The 24,747-nt window shown below is 63.0% G+C and carries 19 protein-coding genes and 1 tRNA gene; 10 read left to right on the forward strand and 10 right to left on the reverse strand.

The genetic code is table 11. From position 1 onward, the window contains the following. Window positions 1-24 precede the first annotated feature (24 nt). Window positions 25-2,286: a GGDEF/EAL domain-containing response regulator gene (locus ACSQ8Y_RS07450; protein ID WP_436265812.1), complete on the reverse strand. Its 2,262-nt coding sequence runs from the start codon at window positions 2,284-2,286 to the stop codon at window positions 25-27. A gap of 249 nt (window positions 2,287-2,535) precedes the next feature. On the opposite strand from ACSQ8Y_RS07450, the gene aroC reads away from it, so the two are divergent. Then, entirely contained in the window at window positions 2,536-3,639 is a 1,104-nt protein-coding gene (gene aroC, locus ACSQ8Y_RS07455) for a chorismate synthase (protein ID WP_436265813.1), read from the forward strand. 168 nt (window positions 3,640-3,807) lie between these two features. Then, window positions 3,808-4,956 (forward strand): MFS transporter, encoded by a 1,149-nt coding sequence (locus ACSQ8Y_RS07460; RefSeq protein WP_436265814.1) that lies wholly within the window; start codon window positions 3,808-3,810, stop codon window positions 4,954-4,956. Between the two features lie 46 nt (window positions 4,957-5,002). Here the strand turns inward: ACSQ8Y_RS07460 and ACSQ8Y_RS07465 are convergent, their stop codons facing one another. Further along, window positions 5,003-6,496 (reverse strand): HDOD domain-containing protein, encoded by a 1,494-nt coding sequence (locus tag ACSQ8Y_RS07465; protein WP_436265815.1) that lies wholly within the window; start codon window positions 6,494-6,496, stop codon window positions 5,003-5,005. Further along, window positions 6,493-8,190 carry a putative bifunctional diguanylate cyclase/phosphodiesterase gene (locus ACSQ8Y_RS07470; RefSeq protein ID WP_436265816.1) on the reverse strand — a complete coding sequence of 566 codons (1,698 nt, stop codon included), beginning with the start codon at window positions 8,188-8,190 and terminating at the stop codon, window positions 6,493-6,495. The genes ACSQ8Y_RS07465 and ACSQ8Y_RS07470 overlap by 4 nt, the downstream gene beginning before the upstream one ends. Before the next feature lie 347 nt (window positions 8,191-8,537). On the opposite strand from ACSQ8Y_RS07470, the gene upp reads away from it, so the two are divergent. From upp to ACSQ8Y_RS07485, 3 genes are all read left to right on the forward strand, one after another. After that, a complete protein-coding gene (upp, locus tag ACSQ8Y_RS07475) occupies window positions 8,538-9,188 on the forward strand; it encodes a uracil phosphoribosyltransferase (protein ID WP_436265817.1) in 651 nt (216 codons plus the stop codon). Between the two features lie 2 nt (window positions 9,189-9,190). Further along, window positions 9,191-9,553, forward strand: a complete 363-nt coding sequence (locus tag ACSQ8Y_RS07480) for an Hpt domain-containing protein (protein WP_436265818.1) — start codon at window positions 9,191-9,193, stop codon at window positions 9,551-9,553. A gap of 288 nt (window positions 9,554-9,841) precedes the next feature. Next, on the forward strand, window positions 9,842-10,045 hold the full coding sequence (locus ACSQ8Y_RS07485; RefSeq protein WP_008448165.1) for a cold-shock protein: 204 nt from the start codon (window positions 9,842-9,844) through the stop codon (window positions 10,043-10,045). Window positions 10,046-10,236: 191 nt separating this feature from the next. On the opposite strand, the gene ACSQ8Y_RS07490 is transcribed toward ACSQ8Y_RS07485, so the two are convergent. Continuing rightward, the gene (locus tag ACSQ8Y_RS07490) at window positions 10,237-11,154 is read right to left on the reverse strand and encodes a LysR family transcriptional regulator (protein WP_436265819.1); all 918 of its coding nucleotides are present in this window, start codon (window positions 11,152-11,154) and stop codon (window positions 10,237-10,239) included. Window positions 11,155-11,304: 150 nt separating this feature from the next. On the opposite strand from ACSQ8Y_RS07490, the gene aceB reads away from it, so the two are divergent. After that, entirely contained in the window at window positions 11,305-12,903 is a 1,599-nt protein-coding gene (gene aceB / locus ACSQ8Y_RS07495; protein WP_436265820.1) for a malate synthase A, read from the forward strand. Between the two features lie 44 nt (window positions 12,904-12,947). Here aceB and ACSQ8Y_RS07500 read toward each other — a convergent pair whose 3' ends face one another. Together ACSQ8Y_RS07500 and gloB are read right to left on the reverse strand one after the other, a co-directional pair. Further along, window positions 12,948-13,598: a 2-hydroxychromene-2-carboxylate isomerase gene (locus ACSQ8Y_RS07500; protein WP_436265821.1), complete on the reverse strand. Its 651-nt coding sequence runs from the start codon at window positions 13,596-13,598 to the stop codon at window positions 12,948-12,950. A gap of 9 nt (window positions 13,599-13,607) precedes the next feature. Continuing rightward, window positions 13,608-14,399, reverse strand: a complete 792-nt coding sequence (gene gloB / locus ACSQ8Y_RS07505) for a hydroxyacylglutathione hydrolase (RefSeq protein WP_436265822.1) — start codon at window positions 14,397-14,399, stop codon at window positions 13,608-13,610. 14 nt (window positions 14,400-14,413) lie between these two features. Between gloB and ACSQ8Y_RS07510 the strand changes: the two genes are divergently transcribed. The 4 genes from ACSQ8Y_RS07510 to ACSQ8Y_RS07525 all read left to right on the forward strand — a co-directional run bounded on the left by ACSQ8Y_RS07510 (window position 14,414) and on the right by ACSQ8Y_RS07525 (window position 16,561). Then, window positions 14,414-15,202, forward strand: a complete 789-nt coding sequence (locus ACSQ8Y_RS07510) for a class I SAM-dependent methyltransferase (RefSeq protein ID WP_436265823.1) — start codon at window positions 14,414-14,416, stop codon at window positions 15,200-15,202. Continuing rightward, on the forward strand, window positions 15,195-15,632 hold the full coding sequence (gene rnhA / locus ACSQ8Y_RS07515) for a ribonuclease HI (RefSeq protein ID WP_436265824.1): 438 nt from the start codon (window positions 15,195-15,197) through the stop codon (window positions 15,630-15,632). The genes ACSQ8Y_RS07510 and rnhA overlap by 8 nt, the downstream gene beginning before the upstream one ends. 67 nt (window positions 15,633-15,699) lie before the next feature. Then, window positions 15,700-16,413, forward strand: coding sequence for a DNA polymerase III subunit epsilon (gene dnaQ / locus ACSQ8Y_RS07520; RefSeq protein ID WP_436265825.1), 714 nt, complete (start codon window positions 15,700-15,702; stop codon window positions 16,411-16,413). A gap of 73 nt (window positions 16,414-16,486) precedes the next feature. Then, a tRNA-Val gene (locus ACSQ8Y_RS07525) sits at window positions 16,487-16,561 on the forward strand. 491 nt (window positions 16,562-17,052) lie between these two features. Here the strand turns inward: ACSQ8Y_RS07525 and galA are convergent. From galA to ACSQ8Y_RS07545, 4 genes are all read right to left on the reverse strand, one after another. Beyond that, on the reverse strand, window positions 17,053-19,944 hold the full coding sequence (galA, locus tag ACSQ8Y_RS07530; RefSeq protein ID WP_436265826.1) for a beta-galactosidase GalA: 2,892 nt from the start codon (window positions 19,942-19,944) through the stop codon (window positions 17,053-17,055). 57 nt (window positions 19,945-20,001) lie between these two features. After that, the gene (locus ACSQ8Y_RS07535) at window positions 20,002-21,531 is read right to left on the reverse strand and encodes an alpha-N-arabinofuranosidase (protein WP_436265827.1); all 1,530 of its coding nucleotides are present in this window, start codon (window positions 21,529-21,531) and stop codon (window positions 20,002-20,004) included. Between the two features lie 213 nt (window positions 21,532-21,744). Next, entirely contained in the window at window positions 21,745-22,872 is a 1,128-nt protein-coding gene (locus tag ACSQ8Y_RS07540; RefSeq protein WP_436265828.1) for a glycoside hydrolase family 27 protein, read from the reverse strand. A 642-nt stretch (window positions 22,873-23,514) separates the two neighbouring features. Next, window positions 23,515-24,723, reverse strand: coding sequence for a helix-turn-helix domain-containing protein (locus ACSQ8Y_RS07545; protein ID WP_436265829.1), 1,209 nt, complete (start codon window positions 24,721-24,723; stop codon window positions 23,515-23,517). Window positions 24,724-24,747 lie beyond the last annotated feature (24 nt).

Here is a 24,747-nt window from a genome sequence, read left to right on the forward strand (position 1 = left end):
CTTGCGCCGGAATGACATGCGGGCTTACGCGACGCCTTCGAGCGCGTCGTTGCTCAGCCATCCGTTGAGGGCGTCGGCCGTCATCGGACGGGCGAACAGGAAGCCTTGCGCCAGCGGGCAGCCCAGCGACTGCAGGATCTGCGCCTGGCGCTCGTCCTCGACGCCTTCGGCGATCACCGCCAGTCCCAGGTTGCGGCCCAGCTGGATCACCATCTCGGCGATGCTGCTGCCACGCGCCGAACCGGTGATCTCGGTGACGAAGGCGCGGTCTATCTTAAGCCGGTCGATCTGCAGCCGCTGCAGGTAGGACAGCGACGAGAAGCCGGTGCCGAAGTCGTCGATCGCGATGCTGACGCCGGTCTGCTTGATCTGGCCCAGCATCTTGATCAGCAGGTCCGGCTCTTCCATGGCCATCGATTCGGTGATCTCCAGTTCCACGAATTCGGGCGGCGCGCCGGTGTCGGCCAGCGCGCGGCGCAGCATTTCGAGGAAGTAGGGGTGGCGGAACTGCACCTGCGAGACGTTGATCGACATGGTGAAGTTGTCGTGCCCGGCCGCGCGCAGGGCCACCAGCTCGCGGCAGGCGGTGCGCATCACCCATTCGCCGAGGTCGATGATCAGGCCCGAATATTCGGCGATGGGAATGAAGCGGTCCGGCGAGATGAATTTGCCGTCCGGCGTCTGCCAGCGCAATAGCGCTTCGGCGCCGACCGGGCGGCGCGTCACCAGGTCGATCTGCGGCTGGTAGACCACGAACAGCTGGTTCTGGCCGAAGGCGGTGCGCAGCGCGTGCATCATGCGCACGCGCTCGCGGATTTCGACGCCCATGCTGCGCGAGAAGTAGAAGTGGCCGGCGCGCTGCTGGGTCTTGGCGCGCTTGAGCGCGATGTCGGCGTCCTTCAGCGCGTCGGCGCCGCTGCCGTCATGCTCGCCCAGGCGTACCAGGCCCAGCGTGGCGGACAACTGGACGTCCTGGCCGTCGATGCTGAACGGGACCTGGAACAGTGCCAGGATCATGGCCGGGTTCACTTGCGCGGCGTCGCCCAGCACGCAGAAGATGTCGCCGCCGATGCGCGCCACGGTCAGCTGCTGGCCCAGGCGCGACTGCAGCCGGTCGGCCACGGCCAGCAGCAGCAGGTCGCCGAACTGGTGGCCGAGGGCGTCGTTGGTTTCGGCGAAGTGGTCGAGGTCGACCAGGGACAGGGTGGCGTCCTGCTTGGCCGGGCCGAGCAGGGTGGCATCCAGGATCTCGACCAGGCGGGTGCGGTTCGGCAGTTTGGAGAGTTGGTCGTAGAAGGCGGCGTTGTGCAGGTGCGACACCAGCTCGACGTTGTCCAGGCCGACGGCGACGTTGCTGCAGAATATTTCCAGCAGCCGCTCCTCGATTTCGGTAATGTCGCGCTCCACCAGCATGTAGGCGACGAAGGCGCGGCTGGCCTTGCCGGCGAAGTACAGGGTGATGGCGCCGTTGCCGTAGTGGTTGCGGCGCTCGTCGAGCGTGCGCTCCATGGCCGCCGTCACGGCGGGCTCGTTGCGTGCGCTGACCTGGGTGCTGTCGAGATGGGCGTAGCTGCCGGCGGCGGCCATGGCCATCAGCTCGTGGCAGCCGCTTTCCGGGCATTCCTGCACGCACAGCACGCCGTGCGTCTGCTGGCGCAGCAGGCTGGCGATCTGGGTCAGCACGCCGGCGGCGAAATTGTGCACGCCGTGCAGCGACATCAGCTCGGTGCTGGCGTGGACGATCTGGTCCAGGCCGCGCCGGCTGTCGCTGATCTTGCGGATTTGTTCATACGAGCGGATCGCCGCGGTCACCGTGGTGAACAGCTTGATGCGGGTCAGCTCGGACTTGGTCTTGTAGTCGTTGATGTCGTAGTCGCGGATGGCGTCGATTTCCGGCGCGTAGCCGGGCTGGCCGGTGCGCAGGATGATGCGCACGTCGGCCAGTTTCAGCGTTTCGCGGATGTAGCGCACCAGATGCAGGCCGGCGTCGTCCTGTTCCATCACCACGTCGAGCAGGATGACGGCGATTTCCTGCTCGTGCTTGAGCATCTCGCGCGCCTGGCTGGCCGAGTAGGCGTGCACGAACTCCAGCGGACGATGCTGCATGTCCAGGTTGCCGAGCGCGAAAGTGGTGGTCGAGTGGACGTCTTCGTCGTCGTCGATGATCATTACGCGCCATGCTTCCCGGTTGGCATGCGCTGCCGGTTCCGCCGGATGTTCTTCTAAGAATACCAGATCGTCTTGATCGTCCTTGGAGTGTTCAAGGGGCGTGATCGATGGGGGCATGTGTCGCTTCTCCAGGTATCTCGGTGTTCTTGATTCAAGTATATAGCGAATTGTTAAAGAGAACGATCATTTCAGCGCTTTCAGCATGCCTATAAGTAGCGTTTTGCAAGGAATGTCGGTTTTGCGCGCCACTTCGAACCGGGCCGGGCTTAGTACTGATGCGGACTATTTTGGCGCGGCATCACGCGCTTGCCGTCGGACTGGTAGAATTGGGAAGGTTTTTCAATAATTCTTCTACTAAATTCTCCTATGTCCGGCAATTCCTTTGGCAAGCTGTTTTCTGTTAGCACTTTCGGCGAATCGCACGGTATCGCGATCGGTTGCGTCATCGACGGCTGCCCGCCGGGTCTGGTCCTGAGCGAGGCCGACATCCAGCCTGAGCTGGACCGCCGCAAACCGGGCACCTCGCGCCACGTGACCCAGCGCCAGGAACCGGACCGTGTCGAGATCTTGTCCGGCGTGTACCAGGGCGTCACCACCGGCACCCCGATTGCGTTGCTGATACGCAATGAAGACCAACGCAGCAAGGATTACGGCAACATCACGGAAAGTTTCCGTCCTGGACATGCAGATTACACCTATTGGCATAAATATGGTGTGCGCGATCCGCGCGGCGGCGGCCGTTCGTCGGCGCGCCTGACCGCGCCCGTCGTCGGCGCCGCGGCGATCGCCAAGAAATGGCTGCAGCAGCAGTATGGCACCACGTTCAAGGGTTGCATGAGCCAGCTGGGCGACATCCCGGTGCCGTTCGAGGCCTGGGAGCACGTGCCGAACAACCCCTTCTTCGCCGCCAGCGGCGACGCGGCCCTGATCCAGCGCATGGAAGATGCGATGGACGAGCTGCGCCGAGCGGGCGACTCGATCGGCGCGCGCATCGACGTCATCGCGCAGAACGTGCCGGTGGGCCTGGGCCAGCCGATCTACGACAAGCTCGATGCCGATATCGCCTACGCGATGATGGGCATTAACGCGGTGAAGGGTGTGGAGATCGGCGCCGGTTTCGGGTCGGTGGCGCAGAAGGGCTCCGAGCACGGCGACGAACTGACGCCGGAAGGCTTCGTCGGCAACAACGCGGGCGGCGTGCTGGGCGGGATTTCTACCGGCCAGGATATCACCGTGTCGATCGCCATCAAGCCGACGTCGTCGATCCGCACGCCGCGCCGTTCCATCGACAAGGATGGCAATCCGGTGATGGTGGAGACCTTCGGCCGCCACGATCCATGCGTGGGCATCCGCGCCACGCCGATCGCCGAGGCGATGCTGGCGCTGGTGCTGATGGATCACGCGCTGATGCACCGCGCGCAGTGCGGCGACGTGCGTGTGTCGACGCCGGACATCGCCCGCAGCAAGTAGCAAGCCCGTGGCGTCCCCGCGCTGGATTTAGCAGGGGTTTCGTGGGCCATGCCCCACGCCTGCGGCACGGCTTGCGGCAGCAAGGGACGCCATGCTGAGTACGGCTTGCGCAGCGGCGCGCCGCCGCCTGCGCGGGAATGACAACGCGTAGTCCCCATGCCTTCCGCCATGCCCACACAGTTCTTCAGTTACGGTTCCTTCCTCTTCTTTTACTACGCCCACGCGGGCACCTTTTCCACCTACGCCAGCCTGTTCTTCGCCGACCAGGGCATGACGGTGGCGCAGATCGGCGTGCTCATGTCGCTGATCCAGGTGCTGCGCATCTTCGGTCCCAATCTGTGGGGCTGGGTGGCGGACCACTCCGAGCGGCGCGTGGTGGTGCTGCGCATCACCGGCCTGGCCGCGCTGGCGGCGTTCTCCGGCTTCTTCATCGGCTCCACCTTCGCGCACTTCTTCGCCGCCATGGTGCTGCTGAACCTTTTTACCAGCGCCCAGGGCCCGATCTGCGAGGCGCTGATGCTGTCCGAGATGCGCGGCGACCTGAGCAACTACGGCCGCATCCGCCTGTGGGGCTCGGTCGGCTTCATCGTCGCCACCATGCTGACGGCCTACGCGCTCGACCACTGGGGCACGCGCGCGCTGCCGTGGACGGCCGGCGCACTGCTGGCGTGCGTGATCGCGGCCGCGTTCCGCATGCGCGAGGTGCCGCGCCAGTCCCACGCGGGGCCGCGTCCGGCGCTGCTGGCGGTGCTGCGCCAGCGCGAGGTGCTGGCCTTCTTCGCCTCCACCGCGCTGATGGTGTCGGCCCACAGCTCGCTCTACACCTTCTATTCGCTCTACCTGGAGCGTGCCGGCTACAGCAAAACCGTGATCGGCGCCATGTGGTCGCTGGGCGTGATGGCCGAAGTGATGCTGTTCTATTTCCAGGCGCCGCTGCTCAAGCGCTGGGGGCCGCGCCGCCTGTTGATGCTGGCCTTCGCCTCGGGTGTCGCCCGTTTCGCGATGATAGGCGGCGGCGCGCACTGGCTGGCGCTGCTGGTATTGGCGCAGCTGCTGCACTCGGCCACGTTCGCGCTGCACCATTCCTCTTCCGTGCTGGCCATGCAGCGCTGGTTCTCCGGGCCGCTGCAGGCGCGCGGGCAGGCGCTCTACATCAGCATCTCGTATGGCGTGGGCGGCTCGCTGGGCGGCTTGGGATTGTCGCAGTGCTGGGAGAGGCTGGGGCCGGAGTCGGTGTACTACGTGGCCTCCGGCCTCGCGGGCAGCGCCGCCATTGCGGCCGCGCTGTCGTTCCGCTGGCAGGATCGCAAGGCTTGACCGCGCGGCCGGGGCGCTGGAACAAGGCGCGGGCTGGGCGCGCGGCTCAAGCCACGCGGTTGTTGACCGATTCGAGCTGGTGGCGGCGTTCCACGGCTTTCACCACGAGGGCGCGCAACTCATTCAGCAGGCCGAACTCGGCCTGGCTGAGCTGGATCGGCGGGAAGGATTCGTCCCAGTCGCCGTAGATGAAACCGGCCGGCTGCGTATTCGACTGGAGCGGCAGGATCACAAAGCTGCGCGCCTCGGACAGGGTGGACTTCCACCAGGCCGGCAGCTTGGCGGCGAACTTCGGATCGCGCGCGTTCTCGATGAAGATCACACGGTCGCTATTGAGCGCGGCGTGGAACACGTTCGGCTCGTAGGCATCGTCGAAGGACATGTCGCCCAGCAGTTCCTTGACGCCGTCGCCGAAGCACATCTTCGCGGAGTAGCGGCCTTCGCGGCGGTTGCGCACGAACGCCACGGCGCGCGAGAAGTCCAGGCCCTGGTAGACCGTTTCGAGTGCGATGGACACCATCTGGCCCGGGCTGGCAGTGTCGACCAGGTCGCGCATGTCGGCCAGGCCGCTGAGCAGGATCTTGTTGCCCTCGGCGCGCTGGCGTGTCTTGGCCAGGGCCTTGGCGCGCCGTTCGGCCGGTTTCGACAGCGGCGCGATCGACAGGTCGTTGGCGGCCACCACCTTGGCCTTTTCGATGGCCTCGCTCATCTGTTCGGGGTTCACGCCCAGCATGCCGGAATAGCTTTCGGTGATGCGGCGCACTTGCTCCGCGCCTTCCTCGTCGTCGTGCCACAGCGATTCCGCGCAGCGCGCCGACATGGTGGACAGGCCGGCGATCCAGTCGGCATGGCTGACTTCGGCGCCTTCTTCGGCAGGCCCCACGGCGCGCATGCCGCTGATCAGGTTCTTCGGCAGGCCCCAGTGTGCGGCTGCCGCGCTGCCGACCTCCTCCATCGACAGGCCGAGGATGGGGAGCGCGGCATCGTCTTCCTTGCCTGCGCCGGCCGCCTGCTGCATGTCGGCCCAGCGCTCGGGCATGTAGAAGGTGATCATCATGCGGCCCAGCGTGTGCAGCAGCGAGCAGACCACGGCCTCTTCGGCGTGGCGGCTGTTGGCTGTGCTGGCGACCTGCTGCGCCACGATGCCGGCCAGGACGGCCTTTTCCATTTCAACGTGGGCCACGGTGGAGGAGGGCGAGGCGACCGACAGTTCCTCGATCAGCTTCAGGCCCAGCGCCAGGTGGCCGATGGCTTCGGTGCCCAGCACGAGCACGGCCTTGCTGACCGTGTTGACGTGCTGGCCGAAGGCCGAATACATGCCGCTGTTGGCCAGGCGCAGCACTTTCTGCGTCAGCACCGGGTCGGACAGCACGGTTTGCGTCATGTTGAAATCGCTCTCGTCCTCGCCGCGCATGGCGCCGAGGATGGCCGAAATGGCTTTCGCGAAGCCGGGCATGTCGCCCTGCATGCGGGTGCGGTCCCACAGCTGGGACAGCGTCTTGGCGCCGTCCACCGCGGTCTCTTGCACGGCCGCGTTCATGCCTGCACCTGCCGCAATTCGGGCGGCACCAGGTTGGCGTAGGTGCGTTCGCGCAGCGCCGCCATGGCGACGTGGGCGGCCATAGGCTTGCCGGTCAGGTAGCCCTGGATGTACTGGCAGCCGCGTTCCTGCAGGTGGGCCAGTTGCTCCTCGGTTTCCACGCCCTCGGCCACCACGGACAGGTCCAGGTGTTTGGCCAGGTCCAGCACGGCGTTGCAGATGGCGCCGTCCTTTTGCGAACCGGGCAGGTCGCGGATGAAGGCGCGGTCGATTTTCAGCACCGAGATCGGGAAGCGTTTCAGGTAGGCCAGCGAGGAATAGCCGGTGCCGAAATCGTCGATGGCGATGCGCGCCTTGCGCTCGGCCATCTTGGTCAGGATCGTTTCGGCGTGCGCCGGGTCGATCATCAGCGTGCCTTCTGTAATTTCTAGTACCAATTGCTCACCAGGGAGGCCGGAAAACGCCATCGCGTCGTCCAGAACGTCAAGGAATTTGTCATTGCGGAACTGCCGCGGGCTGATGTTAACAGAAATATACAATGGCCGCTTTGCCACCTCTTCAAACTGCTTGAGCTGCACGCAGGCCGCTTTCAGCGCCCAGGCGCCCAGCAGGTTGATCAAGCCGTTGGTTTCGGCGATCGGGATGAAGCGCACCGGCGGCACCATGCCCAGCGTCGGGTGCTTCCAGCGCATCAGCGTTTCGAAGCCCTCGATGTCGCGCGTGCGCGCGTCCACGATGGGCTGGTAGTACAACATGAATTCGCCTTCGCGCACGGCCTGGAACATGGCCGCTTCGAGCGAAATGTCGTGTTCCGGAGGGCCGCCGTGGCGCGCGCTGTAGACCACGCAGCGCGCCTTGCCGGTTTCCTTGGCGCGCGACATGGCGGCGTCGGCCAGCGCGACCAGGCGCACTTCGTCCTCGGCGTGCTGCGGATAGACCGACACGCCGACGGAGCAGCCCAGGTAGATGGTGTGGCTGTCGATTTCGAACGGCGCCTGCAGCGTGGCCAGCAAACGGCCGGTGACCAGCTTGATCTGCGCCTCGGACGCGGTGCCGGGCAGGACGGCGACGAATTCGTCGCCGCCGACGCGGGCCAGCGTGTCCGAATCGCGCAGGGTTTTGCGCAGGCGGGCGGCAGCCATGCGCAGCACGGCGTCGCCGACCGGGTGGCCGAGGCCGTCGTTGACTTTCTTGAAGCCGTCGATGCCCACCGTGGCGACCGAGAAGCCCTGGCCCGAACGGCGCGCCTGGGCGATGGTCATGCGGATGCGGTCGGACAGCAGCAATCGGTTCGGCAGTTCGGTCAGCGCGTCGTGCGTGGCCATGTGGCGCAGCCGTTCCTCGGTGCTGTGCTGCGCGGTGAGGTCGCGTCCCACCACCAGGATGCCGGGTGCGGGACCCGGCTGGCCGTACACGGACAGGCGCAGCTCGAACCAGGTTTCCGCCATTTCACCCCTGAGCCGCATGTCGACCCGGCTGGCGGCACCGGACTGCACCAGCTCCAGCAGCGCGGCCCTGAAGGCGGGCTGGTCGCTTTCGGCGAGCAGGGTGGCGAGGTTATGGCCGTCGAGGCTGCCCTGGGCGCCGTCGTTCAGGCCGATCAAGGTGCTGGCGTGCCTGCTGGCAAACAGCACCATGCCTTGCAAATTCAGGCGGAATACGACATCGCCAGCCTCTTCTAGCAGGCTGTCCATCTCGTTTCGGCTGTCGCGCAGAGGCACGGTCGGGGCACTGGATAGCATCGTGTCGATCTACTCTTTCAGAACTATTGTTGCAAAACCAGAACGAAATGTATCACTGATGAGGCGCGAAAAACATGAAAAATGACAACATATGCGCATGTTTTACAAAAAAGCACGGCGGCGTATCGAAAATGGCCTCCTACAGAGTAGCAGATGGGCACGCTTGTCGTATCAATGTGGCGCTTTTTCGTCTGGGCGGGGAAGGGCGCCGGGGCCGACAATAAATTCGGCAAAACCATTCCATGGCAGGCGGATGACTGGGATAATGCCGGATATAACCGATTAGATATGAGTCCCCCATGAAACAAGACCCGCGCTTCCCCAACCTCTTCATCACCGACCATCCGCTGATCCAGCACAAGCTGAGCCATATGCGCGACAAGTCGACCTCGACCCGCACCTTCCGCGAGTTGCTGAAAGAGATCACGCTGCTGATGGGTTACGAGATCACCCGCGACCTGCCGCTGGGGACGCGCGAAATCGAAACGCCGCTGATGACGATCGCTGCGCCCGTCATTGCCGGCCGTAAATTGGCCATCGTGCCCATCCTGCGCGCCGGCATCGGCATGAGCGATGGCCTGCTGAGCCTGGTGCCTTCGGCGCGCGTCGGCCATATCGGCGTATTCCGCGACCCGGAAACCCACCAGCCGGTCGAATACCTGGTGCGCCTGCCGGATCTGGTCGAGCGCACCTTCATCCTGTGCGATCCCATGGTTGCCACCGGCAATTCGGCCGTGCACGCCATCGATGTGCTGAAAAAGCGCGGCGTAACGGACGAGCAGATCATCTTCCTGGCCCTGGTGGCGGCGCCGGAAGGCATCGAGGTGTTCCAGAAGGCCCATCCGGGCGTGAAGATCTATTGCGCCTCGCTGGACAGCCATCTGAACGAGCACGCCTACATCGTGCCTGGGCTGGGCGACGCCGGCGACCGTATTTTCGGCACCAAATAAGTATGGCGACGCCGGTCGATCCCAATTTTCGTGCGCGCCTGAGTGCGTTGGGCGACAAGTACGCGGCCGGCATCCCCGCCACCCTGCAAGCGATTTCGGACGCCTTGTCGCATTGTTGCAACGCCGATGCGGGAGTGGAATCGTTGCGGAAATTGCATGACTTGCTGCATGGTGTGGCGGGTTCGGCAGCCACTTTCGGCTTCCCCGCTTACGGTGCCGAAGCACGCCGCCTGGAGCAGGAACTGTTGCCGTTGCAGGGGAAACGCCCCGCCGAGGTCGCCGACTGGGCTATGCTGGCCGAGCAGGTGCAGCGCTTCCTGTCCTGGGCAGGCCGAGATCCGAAAGCGGCTGTGTTCGACGCCTGAAACCGAAGTTTGTATGCGCACTTTTGATTTTCCTCAAGCGCGAACTCCGGATCTTGTCTATAGTGCACCTATGCCGCGCGAATGTGTGCACGGGAGATCTGGCTAGATGGCTACACCACCAAAAGTCACATCCTTGCATTTATTTTCGTGGGAACGGAATTTTTCCGTTTCATGCGGTATAATGCGGGATCGTTAGATTCAAGAGTAGTGCAGTTTGTCTGTCATTTCTTACTTGCTTCAAACGATATCACGGGCGTAAAGCCCAACTTAACTGAAATAGGAATTGTAATGGCAACTGGTATCGTAAAATGGTTCAATGATTCGAAGGGTTTTGGCTTCATTACCCCTGACGAAGGCGGCGAAGATCTGTTCGCTCACTTCTCGGCTATCCAATCGGCTGGCTTCAAATCGCTGCAAGAGAACCAGCGCGTTTCGTTTGAAGTAACCGCAGGCCCTAAGGGCAAGCAAGCTTCGAACATTCAGCCACTGTAATACGCTGAATCTTACGAGATAAGAAAATCCACGGTTACCGTGGATTTTTTTTCGTCTGTACCTTTCGTTTGTACCTACAGCTTGAACATTCCATTCATGGCGGGTTAGGGCGTACAGCCTAAGCCGTCCCACGGCGCGGCAGCGGAACGGTAGGGCGGCTTAGATGCGCAGCATCGTAACCCGCCAAGCGCTCACGCGGCCGCCTTCTCCTTGCGCCAATAGCCCTGTTGCGCGTACGTCCTGCGCAAAAAGTCCACGAAGGCCCGTATACGCAGCGGCAAGTGGTTCCTTTGCGCGAACACCGCATAAATATCGTTGCCCGGCGCCGCATACTCGTCCAGCACGGTGCGCAGACGGCCGGCTTCAATGTCGCCGCCCACCTCCCACATCGAGCGCCACGCCAGGCCTTTGCCCGCCAGCACCCAGTCGTGCAGCACCGCACCGTCGTTACAGCCCATATTGCCGCCCACCTTGAGCGTGACGATCTTGCCGTCCTGCCGGAAGGTCCAGCCGCGCTGCGAGCCGTCGCTGCTGATGGCCAGGCAGTTGTGCTTGTTCAAATCATCGAGCTCGCGCGGCGTGCCATGCCGCTTCAGATAGGCCGGCGTGGCCACCAGCACGCGCTGGTTGTCCGCCAGCTTGACGCCGACCAGGCTGGAATCGGTTAGCGAGGCGATGCGGATCGCCACATCCACCCCTTCGCCGATGATGTCGACCACGCGGTCGTTCAGGTTCAGCGTGGCGCGCACGTCGCGGTGCTCGGAGAGGAAGGAGGGCAGCAGCGGCGCCACGTGCTGGCGCCCGAAGCCGGCCGGCGCCGACACCAGCAGGTGACCTGTTGCGCGCGCGCTGCGTTCCGCGACCGCCGCTTCGGCATCTTCGAGTTCGGTGAGGATGCGCTGGCAGTCCTCCAGGAAGGCCGCGCCCTCGTTGGTCAAAGCCAGCTTGCGGGTGGTGCGCTGCAGCAGCTTCACACCTAGCCGCTGCTCCAGCGCATCGAGCCTGCGCCCAATAACGGCGGGCGCTATGCCTTCCGCGCGGGCCGCGGCAGAGAGGCTGCCCTTGGCCACCACTTCGACGAAAGTGGAGATTTGTCTGAACTGACCCATAGGAGTTTTCCTAGTACTTGTGCAAAAAAAGCATAGATGAAGTGATTTATAGTCTAGTTTCTATAACTATTTAGTGAATATACTGCAAAAAACATGTAGACGCCCAGCGCCTATACTGAGGATTCCTCACCTACCACCATCGGAGATCACATGACGCAAGCCACCATCACCCTGCCAGCAGGCATGGAAATCACCGGCGCCATCAAGCCCGGCTACGACACCGTACTGACCCCTGCAGCGCTGGCGCTGGTCGCCAAGCTGACGCGTGCGTTCGAACCGCGCCGCCAGGAGCTGCTGGCCGCCCGCGTGGCGCGCGCCAAACGCCTGGACGAAGGCGAGCGTCCCGACTTCCTGAAGGAAACCGCGCACATCCGCGCCGGCGACTGGACCATCGCCCCGATTCCGAAGGCGCTGGAGTGCCGCCGCGTCGAGATCACCGGCCCGGTCGAGCGCAAAATGGTCATCAACGCGCTGAACTCGGGCGCCGACAGCTACATGACCGACTTCGAAGACTCGAACACGCCGAACTGGGACAACCAGATCAGCGGCCAGGTCAACATGATGGACGCCGTGCGCAAAACCATTTCGCTGGAACAGAACGGCAAATCGTACAAGCTCAACGACAAGACCGCCACCCTGGTGGTGCGTCCGCGCGGCTGGCACCTGGATGAAAAACACGTGCTGGTGGACGGCAAGCGCATCTCCGGCGGCATCTTCGACTTCGCGCTGTTCATGGTGCACAACGCCAAAGAGCAGCTGGCGCGCGGCGCCGGCCCGTACTTCTACCTGCCGAAGATGGAATCGCACCTGGAAGCGCGCCTGTGGAACGACATCTTCGTCATGACGCAGGACGAGCTGGGGCTGCCGCAGGGCACCATCAAAGCCACCGTGCTGATCGAAACCATCCTGGCGGCGTTCGAAATGGACGAGATCCTGTACGAACTGCGCGAGCACAGCTCGGGCCTGAACGCCGGCCGCTGGGACTACATCTTCTCCTGCATCAAGAAATTCAAGCTGGACAAGGACTTCTGCCTGGCCGACCGCGCCAAGGTGACGATGACCGCGCCATTCATGCGTTCCTATGCGCTGCTGCTGCTGAAGACCTGCCACAAGCGCAACGCGCCGGCCATCGGCGGCATGGCCGCGCTGATCCCGATCAAGAACGATCCGGAAAAGAACGAAGTGGCGATGGGCGGCGTGCGCAACGACAAGGCGCGCGACGCGACCGACGGCTACGACGGCGGCTGGGTGGCGCACCCGGGCCTGGTCGAGCTGGCCATGGGCGAGTTCAAGAAAGTGCTGGGCGACGCGCCTAACCAGATCAGCAAGCTGCGTCCCGACGTGGAAGTGCAAGCGTCCGACCTGCTGAACTTCCAGCCGGAAGCGCCAATCACCGAAGCCGGCCTGCGCTACAACATCAACGTCGGCATCCACTACCTGGGCAGCTGGCTGGGCGGCAACGGCTGCGTGCCTATCCACAACCTGATGGAAGATGCGGCCACCGCCGAGATCAGCCGTTCGCAAGTGTGGCAGTGGATCCGTTCCACCAAGGGCGTGCTGGACGACGGCCGCAAGGTCACGGCCGACATGGTGCGCGCGATGATCACCGAAGAACTGCCGAAGGTGAAAGCCTCGGCGCCGGACGGCAGCAGCATGAACTACGAACGCGCCGCCGAGATCTTCGAAGAGATGTCGACCGCCACCGCCTTCGCCGAGTTCCTGACCTTGCCGCTGTACGAAGAAATCTAAGGTCGCGGCGGGTTACGCGGGCGAGGCCCGCTAACCCGCCAGCGTCACGCCGCCTTGCGCTGCGCCAGCGCAGGGCGCTCCAGGAAGGCCTGCAACACAGCCTCGTCGATGCGCTTCCCTGCCACGCGCCACAGCAGGGAGTCGATGCGGTCAGCGCCCCAGAACAATTCCCCCTCGAATTCAAACGTCGGCACGCCGAAGATGCCGGCCGCGATGGCCTGCTCGGTCGCTACGGCCAGCGCCTGCTTGACCTCGGCCGTCGTGGCAGCCTGCGCCAGCGCCTTGCCGTCCAGCCCGCATTCATCGGCCAGGCCCGACAGCACGTCCATGTCCGACACATCGGCGCCACGCTCCCAGCACGCCGCGTACATCGCCGCCACGAAGCGCTTGCGCGCCGCCGCATCGCCGATCGCCGTGCTGATGCGCAGGGCCGGCAGCGGGTTGAATGGATGGCCGGGCGGCCCGGCGAAATGCAGCCCCCTTTCCGCCGCCAGCCGCATCACGTCGCGGAAAGTGTGCACGCGCTTGGCCGGTATCTCGGCCGGGCCTTTCTGGCCGTGCGCATTGAGCATGGCGGCGAACAGCACCGGCACGAACTCAACCGTGCAGCCCGCCGCCTCGATGCGCGCGATATCCTTGGTGGCCAGCCATGCAAAGGGGCTGATCGGATCGAAATAGCATTTCACCTGTTTCATTCAAGCTCGCTAGAAAGTGTTTTTCCACTGCCGGAGGGCCGCGAATACGGCCACCGGCGCTTCGCCGCCCTGCAATTTGCCCGCTGCCACCAACTGCGCGGCGATCTGCGGTTCGGCATACCGCAAAAAGGGATTCGTGTTGCGTTCCAGACCCACGGTGCTGGGCACGGTGGGGATGCCTTGGGCGCGTTTGGCGGTCTCGGCCTCGATGCGCGCCTGCAGCGCCGCGTTGCCGGGATCGACCGCGCTGGCGAAACGCAGATTGGACAGCGTGTATTCGTGCGCGCAGAACACCTTGGCGTCGGCCGGCAGGGCGGCCAGCTTGTTGAGCGAGGCTACCATTTGCGACGGCGAGCCCTCGAACAGCCGGCCGCAGCCGCCGGCGAACAGCGTGTCGCCGCAGAACAGCCAGGGCTCGTCCCCGGCGCGCACGTAGGCGATGTGGCCCAGCGTATGGCCCGGCACTTCGAGCACGGACAGCTGCAGGTCCAGGCCGGGCACGTCCACCGTGTCGCCCTCGGAGAGCGGCTTGGTGACGGCGCGGATGCCGTCCTTGCGCGGCCCGAACACGGGTACCGAGTAATGCTGCAATAATGCCGGGACACCGCCTATGTGGTCAGCATGGTGGTGGGTGAGTAGAATGGCGGTAAGTGTGAGACCATGCGCCTGCAGAGCAGCCAATATCGGCTGCGCATCGCCCGGATCGACCACGGCGGCGTTGACGCCGTCATGGATCAGCCACAGGTAATTGTCATTGAATGCGGGAACTGTGAGTACAGCAAGAGTGCGGGCAGAAGTCATAGGGGAAGGGCGGCATGGATAGCGCGGCATCCGAAAAATCCATTATAGCGCTGGACGGCTGGCTGCAAACGCCGCCGGGCGCCTACGTGCGCGCCTGGGAGCAGGCGCGGCTGGATGAGCTGACGGCCGACATTTTCGGTTTCAACGCGGTCCAGATCGGCCTGCCGCAGATCGACGCGCTGGCGGCCAACCGCATGCCGCGCCAGTGGCTGGCCGACACCCAGCCGCGTCCGCTGCGCACGGCCAACGGCAGCGCGCTGCGCCAGATGGCGCTGACGCTGGACTACGCCGAGCTGCCGTTCGCCTCGCAAAGCCTGGACTTGGTGGTATTGCCGCACGTGCTGGAATTCGCCGCCGAGCCGCACCAGGTGCTGCGCGAAGTCGAGCGCGTGCTGCGGCCGGAGGGCCAGCTCATCATTTGCGGCTTCAATCCCGCCAGCCTGTGGGGCTTGCGGCAGGTCACGGCGCGCCTCACCGGCTCCTATTTCCTGCCCCGGGACGGCGAATTCATCTCTATGCCGCGCCTGAAAGACTGGTTAAAATTATTGAATCTGGGCGCCACGCAAAGCCACTTCGGCTGCTACGCGCCCGCATGCCGCACGGAAAAATGGCTGCAGCGCCACGCCTTCATGGACAAGGTGGGATCGCGCTCATGGCCGTATTTCGGCGCGGTGTACATGGTGCAGGCGGTCAAGCGCGTCAAAGGCATGCACTTGATCGGTCCCGCATGGAGCAAAAAAACGGCCACCGCCCCGGCGGGTGTGCCGGCAACGAATAAAAGACGGGAACAGCAGGATGGATAAGGTTGAGATTTTTACCGATGGCGCATGCAAGGGCAATCCCGGCACCGGCGGCTGGGGCGCATGGCTGGTGGCCGGCGGCGCCGAGAAGGAAATGTTCGGCGGCGAGCTCAACACGACCAATAACCGCATGGAGTTGCGCGCGGTGATCGAATCGCTGAACGCGCTCAAGCGGCCGTGCGAAGTGGTGCTGCACACCGACAGCCAGTACGTGCAGAAGGGCATCAGCGAGTGGATCCACGGCTGGAAGAAGCGCGGCTGGAAGACGGCCGCCAAGGAGCCGGTCAAGAACGCCGACCTGTGGCAGGAGCTGGACCAGGCGCAGTCGCTGCACAAGGTCGATTGGCGCTGGGTGCGCGGCCACAGCGGCCACCCCGGCAACGAACGCGCCGACCAGCTGGCCAACAAGGGCGTGGACTCGGTCCGCAAATAAGGGTGGGCGGCCGCGCTTTGCTATACTGCGCGGCTAGCCTGATTACTCGTCCAACCTGAAGAATTCCATGCGTCAAATCGTCCTCGACACTGAAACCACCGGCATCAACCCCAAACTGGGCAACCGCGTCATCGAAATCGGCTGCGTCGAACTGGTCAACCGCATGCTGACGGGCAATAACTTCCACGTCTACATCAATCCGGAGCGCGAATCGGAAGAGGGCGCGCTGAACGTCCACGGCCTGACCACCGAGTTCCTGCGCGACAAGCCGCGCTTCTTCGAGATTGCCGACAAGTTCCGCGAGTACGTCCAGGGCGCCGAGCTGATCATCCACAACGCGCCGTTCGACATGGGTTTCCTGAACCATGAATTCCGGCTGATGAATTTGCCGCCGCTGGACGATCACATCCACGGCGTGATCGACACCCTGGCTAACGCCAAGGAAATGCGTCCCGGCAAGCGCAACTCGCTGGACGCATTGTGCGACTTCTTCGGCATCTCCAACGCCCACCGCAAGCTGCACGGCGCGCTGCTCGATGCCGAGCTGCTGGCCGACGTCTACCTGTCGATGACGCGCGGCCAGAACAGCCTGGGCATGGATGTGGAAGACGAGGTGCAAGAGGGCGGCATTCTGCTCGAGCCGGTGCCGTTGGCCGACATCATCTTCCTGCCGGCCGATGCCGACGAACTCGCGGCCCACGAAGCGGCCTTGAGCGGCCTGGACAAGGCCGTCAAAGGCAGCTGCATCTGGCGCGCAGCGCTGGCGCTCCCCGCCGCCTGAAGAATGTTGCGCGCGGCATAGCGTTTGGGCCTTTTACAAAAGGATTTCATACGCTATAATGCTCGCACTCAACGGGAGGTTAGCTCAGGGGTAGAGCACTGCATTCACACTGCAGGGGTCACAAGTTCGAAACTTGTACTTCCCACCAAGAATTCCAAGTGATTTCAATCACTTACATCGAAAGCCGATCTAAATACAGGTCGGCTTTTTTGTTGGGTGTAAATTCTGGGTGTAATTCACTTCGCCGCCACATGCTCAGATAGCTTGTCCAGCGCCCAGCGCCCAGCGCCCGGCGCCGGGCGTCCACCTGCAGGTGAGCGTAGCGCTGGGTGGTCTGCACATTGGCAGCTACGAAAACCTCGCAAAGCACGCCGCCACCGCCGTCATGGTGGGCGCGCACCGAGCAGCGCGCCTATCGCGCTATCGGTCGAGCTCAACCTGCAGATCCCCTCGTTCGCCAATGCCCCCGAGGTGGCGCAAAGGCTGCCTAGCCATGAGGCTTACCTGACCCATGTGCTGGGGTCGCGCGGCAAAAAATAGCCGTCACCTTAGAACCAAAACAGCAACGAGAAAAACGTCGTCCCCGCTTTACGCTGGGACGACGTTTCTGCTTGCGCGCGATGAAGCCAGGTGCCTGGCTTAGTGCTGCGGTTCCACCAGCACCTTACCCATGATGCCCGACGGGTGAGCCGGCTGGTTCTGGATCAGCACCGTCAGTTCGCGCTTGCCCTCGGTGGCCGGCAGGTCGACCGGGAAGTTGGTCGCGCCCGGCGATTCCTTCTTCGCCACCAGTTTGCCATCGAGCCAGAACTCGGCCTGTCCGCCTATCCATTCGAAGCGCAAAAGGGCATGCGACAAAGACCTGGTCTGGTTGAAGCTGGTCCGGTACAGCTGGAAGGTGGGGGCCGGGGTCGCGTCGAGCACCATGGCGGGCGACGCCGGCGCCCAGCTGTTCATATCGGTCGGCGACAGCACCTGGTTGGGGTCCGGGCGGGTGGCGCTGGTCGGCGACACGCGCCAGTTCTGCAGGTAGAAGGTGGACGACTGGGTCACCGGCACATAGGCCAGGGTGGTGCCGGGGCGCACCGGGATCTTGATGCGGGCGGGGGCTAGTCCGGGCGCCGACGCTTCCACCTCGACGCTGCCGGAACCGGCGTCATTGGTTTGGACGATCAGCTGGGCCAGGCCGTTGAACAGGCTGCGGGCCGGTCCCTTTTCATCTTCATGCGAGTTGGGGTCGCCATTGCCGTGGCCGATCGAGCGGCCCGCGCCACGCACCGTGAAGGTCGCCAGCGGCGCCGCGGTCGGCACGGCACGTCCCTGGGCATCGAGCGCCCTGACCGTGATCGGCATGGCGTCCTGGCCGTCGCCCAGTAAGCTCTCGCGGTCCGGCACCAGCTCCAGCGATACTGCCGGCCCGGTGGTCTCGACCGCGCTGCGCACGACTTCCTTGCCGTCGTTGTAGCCGATCGCTTCCAGCTTGCCCGGCGCGTAAGGTAGCTGGAAGCTGTTCATGCGGTAGGGATCGGTGTCCTGGGTGCCGATCTCGCGGCCATTGAGCAGCAGCTTGACGGTCTTGGTATTGGCCATGACCATGACCTTGACCGGCTGGCCTTCCTTGCCGGCCCAGTTCCAGTGCGGCGCAATGTAGATCAGCGGACGGTCTTTGATCCATTGCACCTGGTGCATATAGTAGGCGGTCTTCGGAAATCCATTGACGTCCATGATGCCGAAAAAGGAGCTGACCGATGGCCACTCGTACGGCGACGGTTCGCCGCGGTAGTCGAAGCCGGTCCACACGAAGCTGCCGGCCACAAAAGGCCGCTTGGCGATCGCCTCCCAGGCATCGCGGTGGGTATTGCCCCACGATGAAGGTTCTTCGTCATAGCTGGCGAACACCTGTTTCGCTTTGTCGGTGTGGAATTCGCCGCGGGTCATGAAGGCCGAGGTGTCTTCCGAGCTGGTAAACGGCCTGTTCGGATTGGCCTTGTGATACTTGTCGTAGTCGGGCACCTGGTAGTTCGCGCCCAGCACGTCCACCGCATGCGAGACGTTCAGCTTGGTGAACAGGCCGGCGTTCATGGCGGCCGTCACCGGACGGGTGTCGTCGAGCTGCTTGACGCGGGCGATCATGCGGCGCACCAGCTGATAGCCGACCTCGGTGCCCTGGACCGGCTCTTCGTTAAAGACCGACCACAGGACCACGCTGGGATGGTGGCGGTCGCGCTTGATCAGCCACTCCAGCTGCTTCATGTAGTCCGGCGAGGGATTGAAGTTGCGGTTCTCGTCCATCACCAGGAAGCCCATGCGGTCGGTCATGTCCATGATCTCGCTGGCTACCGCATTGTGCGAGAAGCGGATCGCGTTCACGCCCAGTTCCTTCAGGCGGCGCAGGCGGTATTCCCAGATCGCGGCCGGCACGGCCACGCCGACGCCGGCATGGTCCTGGTGGATGCACACGCCTTGCAGCTTGGTGTATTCGCCGTTCAGGAAAAAGCCTTTTTCGGCATCGAAGAGCAGGGTGCGAAAGCCGGTCGACAGGGCCACTTCGTCGATCGTATTGCCCGCCTGGCGCACGCGGGTGGTGACCTTGTACAAGTTGGTGTTCTTGAGCGACCACAGGGCCGGCGCCTTGACAGTGAGCGGCAATTTTGCGGTGGCTTCGCCAAGCACCGGGACGGACAGCGCGCTGGAGGCGCGCGCCACCACTTTGCCTTGCGGGTCGCGCAGCTCGACGTCGACGCTGACTTTGGCGGCTTTCTCGCCGCTGTTGGCCAGTGTGACCGCGACCGGCACCGACCAGTTGCTGCCATTGATGTGGCGCGGGGTCGCATGCACGCCATCCTGGGTCACGCGCACCGGGTTGGTCTTGATCAGCCAGGTGTGGCGGTACATGCCGGCGCCTTCATACCACCAGCCCTCCTGGGCATTGGCGTCGACCCGTACCGAGATGATGTTGCCGATCTCGCCGTACTGAAGGTATGGGGTGAGTTCGATGCGGGTGCTGTTATAGCCCGACCAGTTGCGGTTGACGATGTGGCCGTTGACCCATACGGTCGAATGGGTGGCAATGCCGTCGAACTGTAGTTCGACATGCTTGCCGCGTTCCGATTCGTCGATCTTCAGGTGGCGGCGGTACCAGCCGATGCCGCGCGGGCGGTAGCCCTGCGAGGCGTTGGCTTTGGGGTCGAACGGGCCTTCCACCGCCCAGTCGTGCGGCAGGCTGACTTTGCGCCAGGTGCTGTCGTCGAACACCGGCGCGGCGGCGCCCCAGCCGGCGCCGGCCTTGGCGTTGTGGTAGGACATGCCGTGCCCGCTGATCTCGGGCATGGGCACGTCGCCGAGGTGAAACAGCCAGCCGCGGTCGAGCGACAGCGTGGCGCGTTCGCCGCCATGGGCGGCGCCGGCCAGCATGGTGAAGATCAGCGCCAGCAGGCTGCTTTGCAAGATGCGCGTCCAGCCGGACCAGCGGAAAAATAACAAGATTGCCGGCCAGACTTGCGGCAGCATGGCGGGGGGCACAGCGGGCATGAGATATATCCTATTCAGTAATTAACGAGCCAGATGAAGGAGGTGGGCGAGAGACGTTTACTCCACCAGAGCAACCACCATCACGGCCTTGGCAGGCACCTTGATCGACAGCTTGCCGCCTGCGGCACGCGCGCTGAACGGCGCCGGCTTGATTGCCTGCGGATACTGGAACGTGTTGTGCGCATCCATCGCGGCCGAGGTCAGCACCTTGCCGGCAGCACCTTTTACCTTCGTGCCGGCGACGTCAACGGCGACATCGACCGGCTGGTGCGGATCGGTGTTGACCAGCGCCAGGTACAGCTTGCCGTCCTTGGCACGTGCCGCCGTAGCGCTCACGCCGGGAATGGTCGTCGCGCCCAGGGTGTAGCTGGTGTTATCCTTGATGGCCAGCGGCAGCGTCTTGGCATCCTGGAACGGCACATACATCTGGAATGTGTAGTAGGTGGGGGTCAGGACCATCTTCTCCTTGTCGGTCAGGATCATCGCCTGCAGGACATTGACCATCTGGGCGATGGTGGTCATGGGGACCCGCTCCGCGTGCTCATGGAAGATGTGGAAGCTGAGCGCCGCCACCAGCGCGTCGCGGAGGGAATTCTGCTGGTACAAGGCGCTACTACTGGCGTCCGCATCGGCATACCAGGTGCCCCACTCGTCGATCATCAGCCCGATCTTCTTCTCGGGATCGTTCTTGTCCAGTATGGCCCCGTGATCTTTGATAATCTGATCCATTTTCAAGGTATTGGCAAGGGTCGAGATCCACTCTCCTTCCTTGAAGCCGAGGGCCGCGCCCTTGGTCTCCCAAGTGGCACCCGCGATTGTGTACTGATGGATGCTGATGCCGGTCGTGCGGCCCTTCAGTTCACGGCTCAGGACGTCGGTCCACGTGGTGTCGCCGCCGCTGGCGATTATTTTCGGCTTGTTGTGCTTGGGTGCCCTCAGGAAGGTCTCGTAATTGCTGTACAGGTTCGCGTAGTACTCGGGCTTCAAGTTGCCGCCGCAGCCCCACAACTCATTGCCGATACCGAAGTAGGCGACTTTGAACGGCTTTTCGCGCCCGTTCTGGGCGCGCAGCCTGGCCAGGGGCGAGCCGCCGTCCGCAGTCATGTACTCGACCCAGTCGGACATCTCCTGCACGCTGCCGGTGCCGACGTTGCCGTTGACGTAGGCGTCGGCGCCCAGCATGTCGATCAGGTCGAAGAATTCGTGGGTGCCGACCGCGTTGATCACCTCTACTTCACCCCCGTTGACGTTGCTCGGGCGGGTATCCTGCGGGCCGACGCCGTCGCGCCAATGGTAGGTGTCGGCGAAGCAGCCGCCCGGCCAGCGCACCAGCGGCACATGCAATTCCTTGAGCGCGCCGACCACGTCATTGCGCCAACCCCTGGTGTTGGGGATGTTCGACTTGGGGCCGACCCACATGCCTTGGTAGACGCCGGTGCCGAGGTTTTCGGCGAACTGGCCGTACACGTTCTTGTTAATGACCGGGCCGGGTTTGCCGGCGTCGATGCTGATGCTGACCTGGCCGGCGGCAAAAACCGGTGCCGCGATCATGCCGAGAACGACGAGGCCGTGTTTGATAATGTTCATGCAGACGTATCCAGACAGAAATTATTTAGAGAATGCTATAAAGCCGCCATGGCCGGAACGAATCCCGGCGGGGTGAAGCGCCGGGTCCACGACAGCGTGCGCTGATTGGATTTTCACCCTTCGCGGTGATAACGCCGAAACATCCAGGGCTGCCGCGCTCGGCAAGGGCATCGCCAGGTAAGGACTCCTTGCGCGCCGCGCGGCGGGCGCGCCCTATGGTTTCGCAGGTCCGGTCAGGCGCAGCATCAGCACGCTGTGCGGCGCCAGCCGCGCTTCCAGTTTGCTGCTGGTGTCGCCCGTCTTCTTGCTCCACAGGTCGGACCAGCGGTAGACGGTCTGCTTGAAATCGACCGACCGCTGGCTCAGGTCATCGCTCAGGACTTGCTTCATCCAGTCATGGCGAACGTCAGCAGGCTGGATGGAGCGGTTCAGGAACATCAGTGCCCAATCCCCGCCGTCGAGCGGCTTGGCATAGACCTCCAGTGGACCGTCGGCCAGGACACGCAGCGCCTGCACACCCAGCTTGTCCTGGCTCACCGCGATCACGCCGGGGTTGGTCAGGATGCGGCGGGTCGACTCGGACATGGAACGCAGGTCGTTGCCCAGGATGAGGGGCGAGGCCATCATGGCCCAGATCGACAGATGGGCGCGGTCTTCATCCTCGCTCATGCCGTTGCCCACTTCGAGCATGTCCATATCGTTCCAGTGGCCGGGCCCTGCGAACTTGCGCAGGTTTGCCTCATAGTGCTTGTCGAGGATGCGCAGCACGCCCAGACCCGTCGAGAAACCGGGATTGTATTCGCAGTCGAAGCAATTATAGATATCGGGCGTGGTGCGCCACGAATGGGCGACTTTGCCGGCCCACTCCCACGGCTTGCTCATGCCCCATTCGCACGCGCTGAACACCATCGGACGCCCCGCCTTGGCGATCGCGTCGCTCATCGTGGTGTAGGCCGGTTCGGCGTTCATGCCCGGGGTGTTGCACCAGTCGTACTTGACGTAATCGATGCCCCAGCGCGCATAGGTCCGCGCATCCTGGTACTCGTGGCCGCGGCTGCCGGGACGGCCGCCGCAGGTGGTCGCGCCGGCGTCCGAGTAGATGCCCAGCTTGAGTCCCTTGCCATGCACGTAGTCCGCCAGCGCCTTCATGCCGGAGGGGAAGCGCTTGGGGTCGGGCTGGATGTTGCCGTCGGCGTCGCGCTGGCCTTGCCAGCAATCGTCAATGTTCACGTACTGGAAGCCGGCGTCCTTCAAGCCCGACTTGACCATGGCATCGGCGGTTTCGCGGATCAGGCGCTCGTCGATCTCGCAGGCAAACTTGTTCCAGCTGTTCCAGCCCATTTGCGGGGTGCTGGCCAGGCCTTCAGACTTTTGAGCCCAGCAATTGCCCGCCGCGCCAACGAATAGGGTCAACGCCGCGGCGGCCGCCCTCATTGCCTTGCTCGGGAACAGCGGCTTGTGTGCTACGTGCTTTGTTTTCATTTCTAAATCGCTTTTAAAAAAGGGGAGGCATCGTACAAATCCATGACGCAAAAACCATGCTGAAGTTTCAAATCGTGAAGTCCGGCGGATTGGGGCTAGCTCCAGGTGTAATAGGAAAACAGCCGCACCTGCGCATACAATAAACCGAAGGGCATGATCGTCTCTGTATTTGTATTTTTATAGGGTGCCTCGAATAACCACCGATTTTCCGCGCAAGCGGGAATCCATACTACGCCTCTTAGCATGCGACGTATGGGTTCCCGCGTACGCGAGAACGACAGGTATTTCGAGGTAACTTATAGTAGGAACATATCGGCGCACATACCCACCATTTCATATATATGAAATACATTCAGTGCGTTTTTCAGTGCGTTTTCTCGACGACGGACGTCGACCGACAGCCCGAGCATAGATACAGGGGCCAAGAGAATCTAGCGATACAAGCGAAACCTCTACAAAACTGTAGAAATTGCGATTGCTACTGTCAGGAGTGGAAGAGTGTCAGGCCGGCGAGTCCGCTGCTGACTGCGCCGGGAAACCCTCGACGGGCGCTGATTGTTGCCCCGAAATCGATCGAAACACTTTCGGGGTGCAGCCGTATTCTTCCTTGAACAACTTATTGAAGTACGAAACATTGGCATAACCAACGGAATACGCAATCTCCAGGATCGCGGCGCCGTTATTTTCGGACAGTAAGCGGGCCGCTTCCGTCAGCCGCAATTTATTCAGGTAGCCGGTGAAAGTCATGCCCAGTTCTGATTTCAATAGATCATTGACTTTGGTTCGGTTGATCCCGGTCGCGGTAACAACCGACTCCAAGACCAGGTCGGCATCGGTGTAATTGGTGGCAATATATTTCAGAAGCCCCGCCTTTTCCTTATCCTTATACGGTTCCAGGGTTAATTGACGGTAGGCAGCCATGGGAACATCTTTTCTCAGGCTGGTCGCCACGCTGGCAACCAGCGCGCGCGAATGGGCCCGGAAAAACCAGACCGCAAATACGGCCCAGCTGGCCAACAGCGCCACGGCCATCCATGCGAAAGCGTGATAGTCGCGACCATGCAGCACGAGTTCGCTGATTTCCACTTGGGAATCGACGTCCGGGGAACTATTCAAATTGGCGCCGAAGGAAATTTTTGCCACCTTGTCGAGGGCATAACCCTGGCTCGACATGTCCAGCTTCATCTTGTTGAGCCACCAGTCAGGCAGGGTGAGCCGGGTCAGGTCCAGGGAAACCGGCACCCCTTTCTTATTGCATGAGAAATAGGTGGCCGGAACCCGGTAGGTTTGGAAGTCGGCCTTCTTCGAGATCTTCTCGTCGAAGGTGGTAACGGAAAATACCATCGAATTCGAGGGAGTGCATTTTGCCAGGAAGGTGATGCTGGTGTACCTCGACCAGTTCGCCAGCACGTGCTGTCCTGTCGCGTCGATGAGCATCAGGTCGGCAGTAGCGAACGGGAATGCCACCGCTTTCGTCAGCTTCATGTCGAAACGCAGTTTGTCCGGCTGGTCATCGTGGATGCGGACGATCGAGGTGCCGCCCATCCCGCTATCGGTCCAGCCGGCCGCCTCCAGGCGAACCCCGTCTCCCGCCCAAGGCAACAGGGACAGGGAGCGATAGCTCTGGTAAGTGAAAAAAGACACCATCAGCGCATTGGCGGCCACGAGGAGGATAAGTGCGAGCAGCGCCTTCTTATATATCTCTTGCATTATGTAATATTGACTGAACTCTCG

This window comes from Pseudoduganella sp. LjRoot289 (assembly GCF_964252925.1).
In the GTDB taxonomy this organism is placed as follows: domain Bacteria; phylum Pseudomonadota; class Gammaproteobacteria; order Burkholderiales; family Burkholderiaceae_D; genus Rugamonas.

What these genes read in the sequence shown, in the direction of transcription:
- rnhA (WP_436265824.1), top strand. Translation starts at nt 15,195, where the DNA reads ATGGATAAGGTTGAGATTTTTACCGATGGCGCATGCAAGGGCAATCCC.
- ACSQ8Y_RS07510 (WP_436265823.1), top strand. Translation starts at nt 14,414, where the DNA reads ATGGATAGCGCGGCATCCGAAAAATCCATTATAGCGCTGGACGGCTGG.
- ACSQ8Y_RS07460 (WP_436265814.1), top strand. Translation starts at nt 3,808, where the DNA reads ATGCCCACACAGTTCTTCAGTTACGGTTCCTTCCTCTTCTTTTACTAC.
- gloB (WP_436265822.1), bottom strand. Translation starts at nt 14,399, where the DNA reads ATGACTTCTGCCCGCACTCTTGCTGTACTCACAGTTCCCGCATTCAAT.
- ACSQ8Y_RS07540 (WP_436265828.1), bottom strand. Translation starts at nt 22,872, where the DNA reads ATGGGCTGGAACAGCTGGAACAAGTTTGCCTGCGAGATCGACGAGCGC.
- dnaQ (WP_436265825.1), top strand. Translation starts at nt 15,700, where the DNA reads ATGCGTCAAATCGTCCTCGACACTGAAACCACCGGCATCAACCCCAAA.
- ACSQ8Y_RS07535 (WP_436265827.1), bottom strand. Translation starts at nt 21,531, where the DNA reads ATGAACATTATCAAACACGGCCTCGTCGTTCTCGGCATGATCGCGGCA.
- aceB (WP_436265820.1), top strand. Translation starts at nt 11,305, where the DNA reads ATGACGCAAGCCACCATCACCCTGCCAGCAGGCATGGAAATCACCGGC.
- ACSQ8Y_RS07480 (WP_436265818.1), top strand. Translation starts at nt 9,191, where the DNA reads ATGGCGACGCCGGTCGATCCCAATTTTCGTGCGCGCCTGAGTGCGTTG.
- ACSQ8Y_RS07490 (WP_436265819.1), bottom strand. Translation starts at nt 11,154, where the DNA reads ATGGGTCAGTTCAGACAAATCTCCACTTTCGTCGAAGTGGTGGCCAAG.
- ACSQ8Y_RS07545 (WP_436265829.1), bottom strand. Translation starts at nt 24,723, where the DNA reads ATGCAAGAGATATATAAGAAGGCGCTGCTCGCACTTATCCTCCTCGTG.
- ACSQ8Y_RS07465 (WP_436265815.1), bottom strand. Translation starts at nt 6,496, where the DNA reads ATGAACGCGGCCGTGCAAGAGACCGCGGTGGACGGCGCCAAGACGCTG.
- ACSQ8Y_RS07500 (WP_436265821.1), bottom strand. Translation starts at nt 13,598, where the DNA reads ATGAAACAGGTGAAATGCTATTTCGATCCGATCAGCCCCTTTGCATGG.
- ACSQ8Y_RS07485 (WP_008448165.1), top strand. Translation starts at nt 9,842, where the DNA reads ATGGCAACTGGTATCGTAAAATGGTTCAATGATTCGAAGGGTTTTGGC.
- galA (WP_436265826.1), bottom strand. Translation starts at nt 19,944, where the DNA reads ATGCCCGCTGTGCCCCCCGCCATGCTGCCGCAAGTCTGGCCGGCAATC.
- aroC (WP_436265813.1), top strand. Translation starts at nt 2,536, where the DNA reads ATGTCCGGCAATTCCTTTGGCAAGCTGTTTTCTGTTAGCACTTTCGGC.
- upp (WP_436265817.1), top strand. Translation starts at nt 8,538, where the DNA reads ATGAAACAAGACCCGCGCTTCCCCAACCTCTTCATCACCGACCATCCG.
- ACSQ8Y_RS07450 (WP_436265812.1), bottom strand. Translation starts at nt 2,286, where the DNA reads ATGCCCCCATCGATCACGCCCCTTGAACACTCCAAGGACGATCAAGAC.
- ACSQ8Y_RS07470 (WP_436265816.1), bottom strand. Translation starts at nt 8,190, where the DNA reads ATGGACAGCCTGCTAGAAGAGGCTGGCGATGTCGTATTCCGCCTGAAT.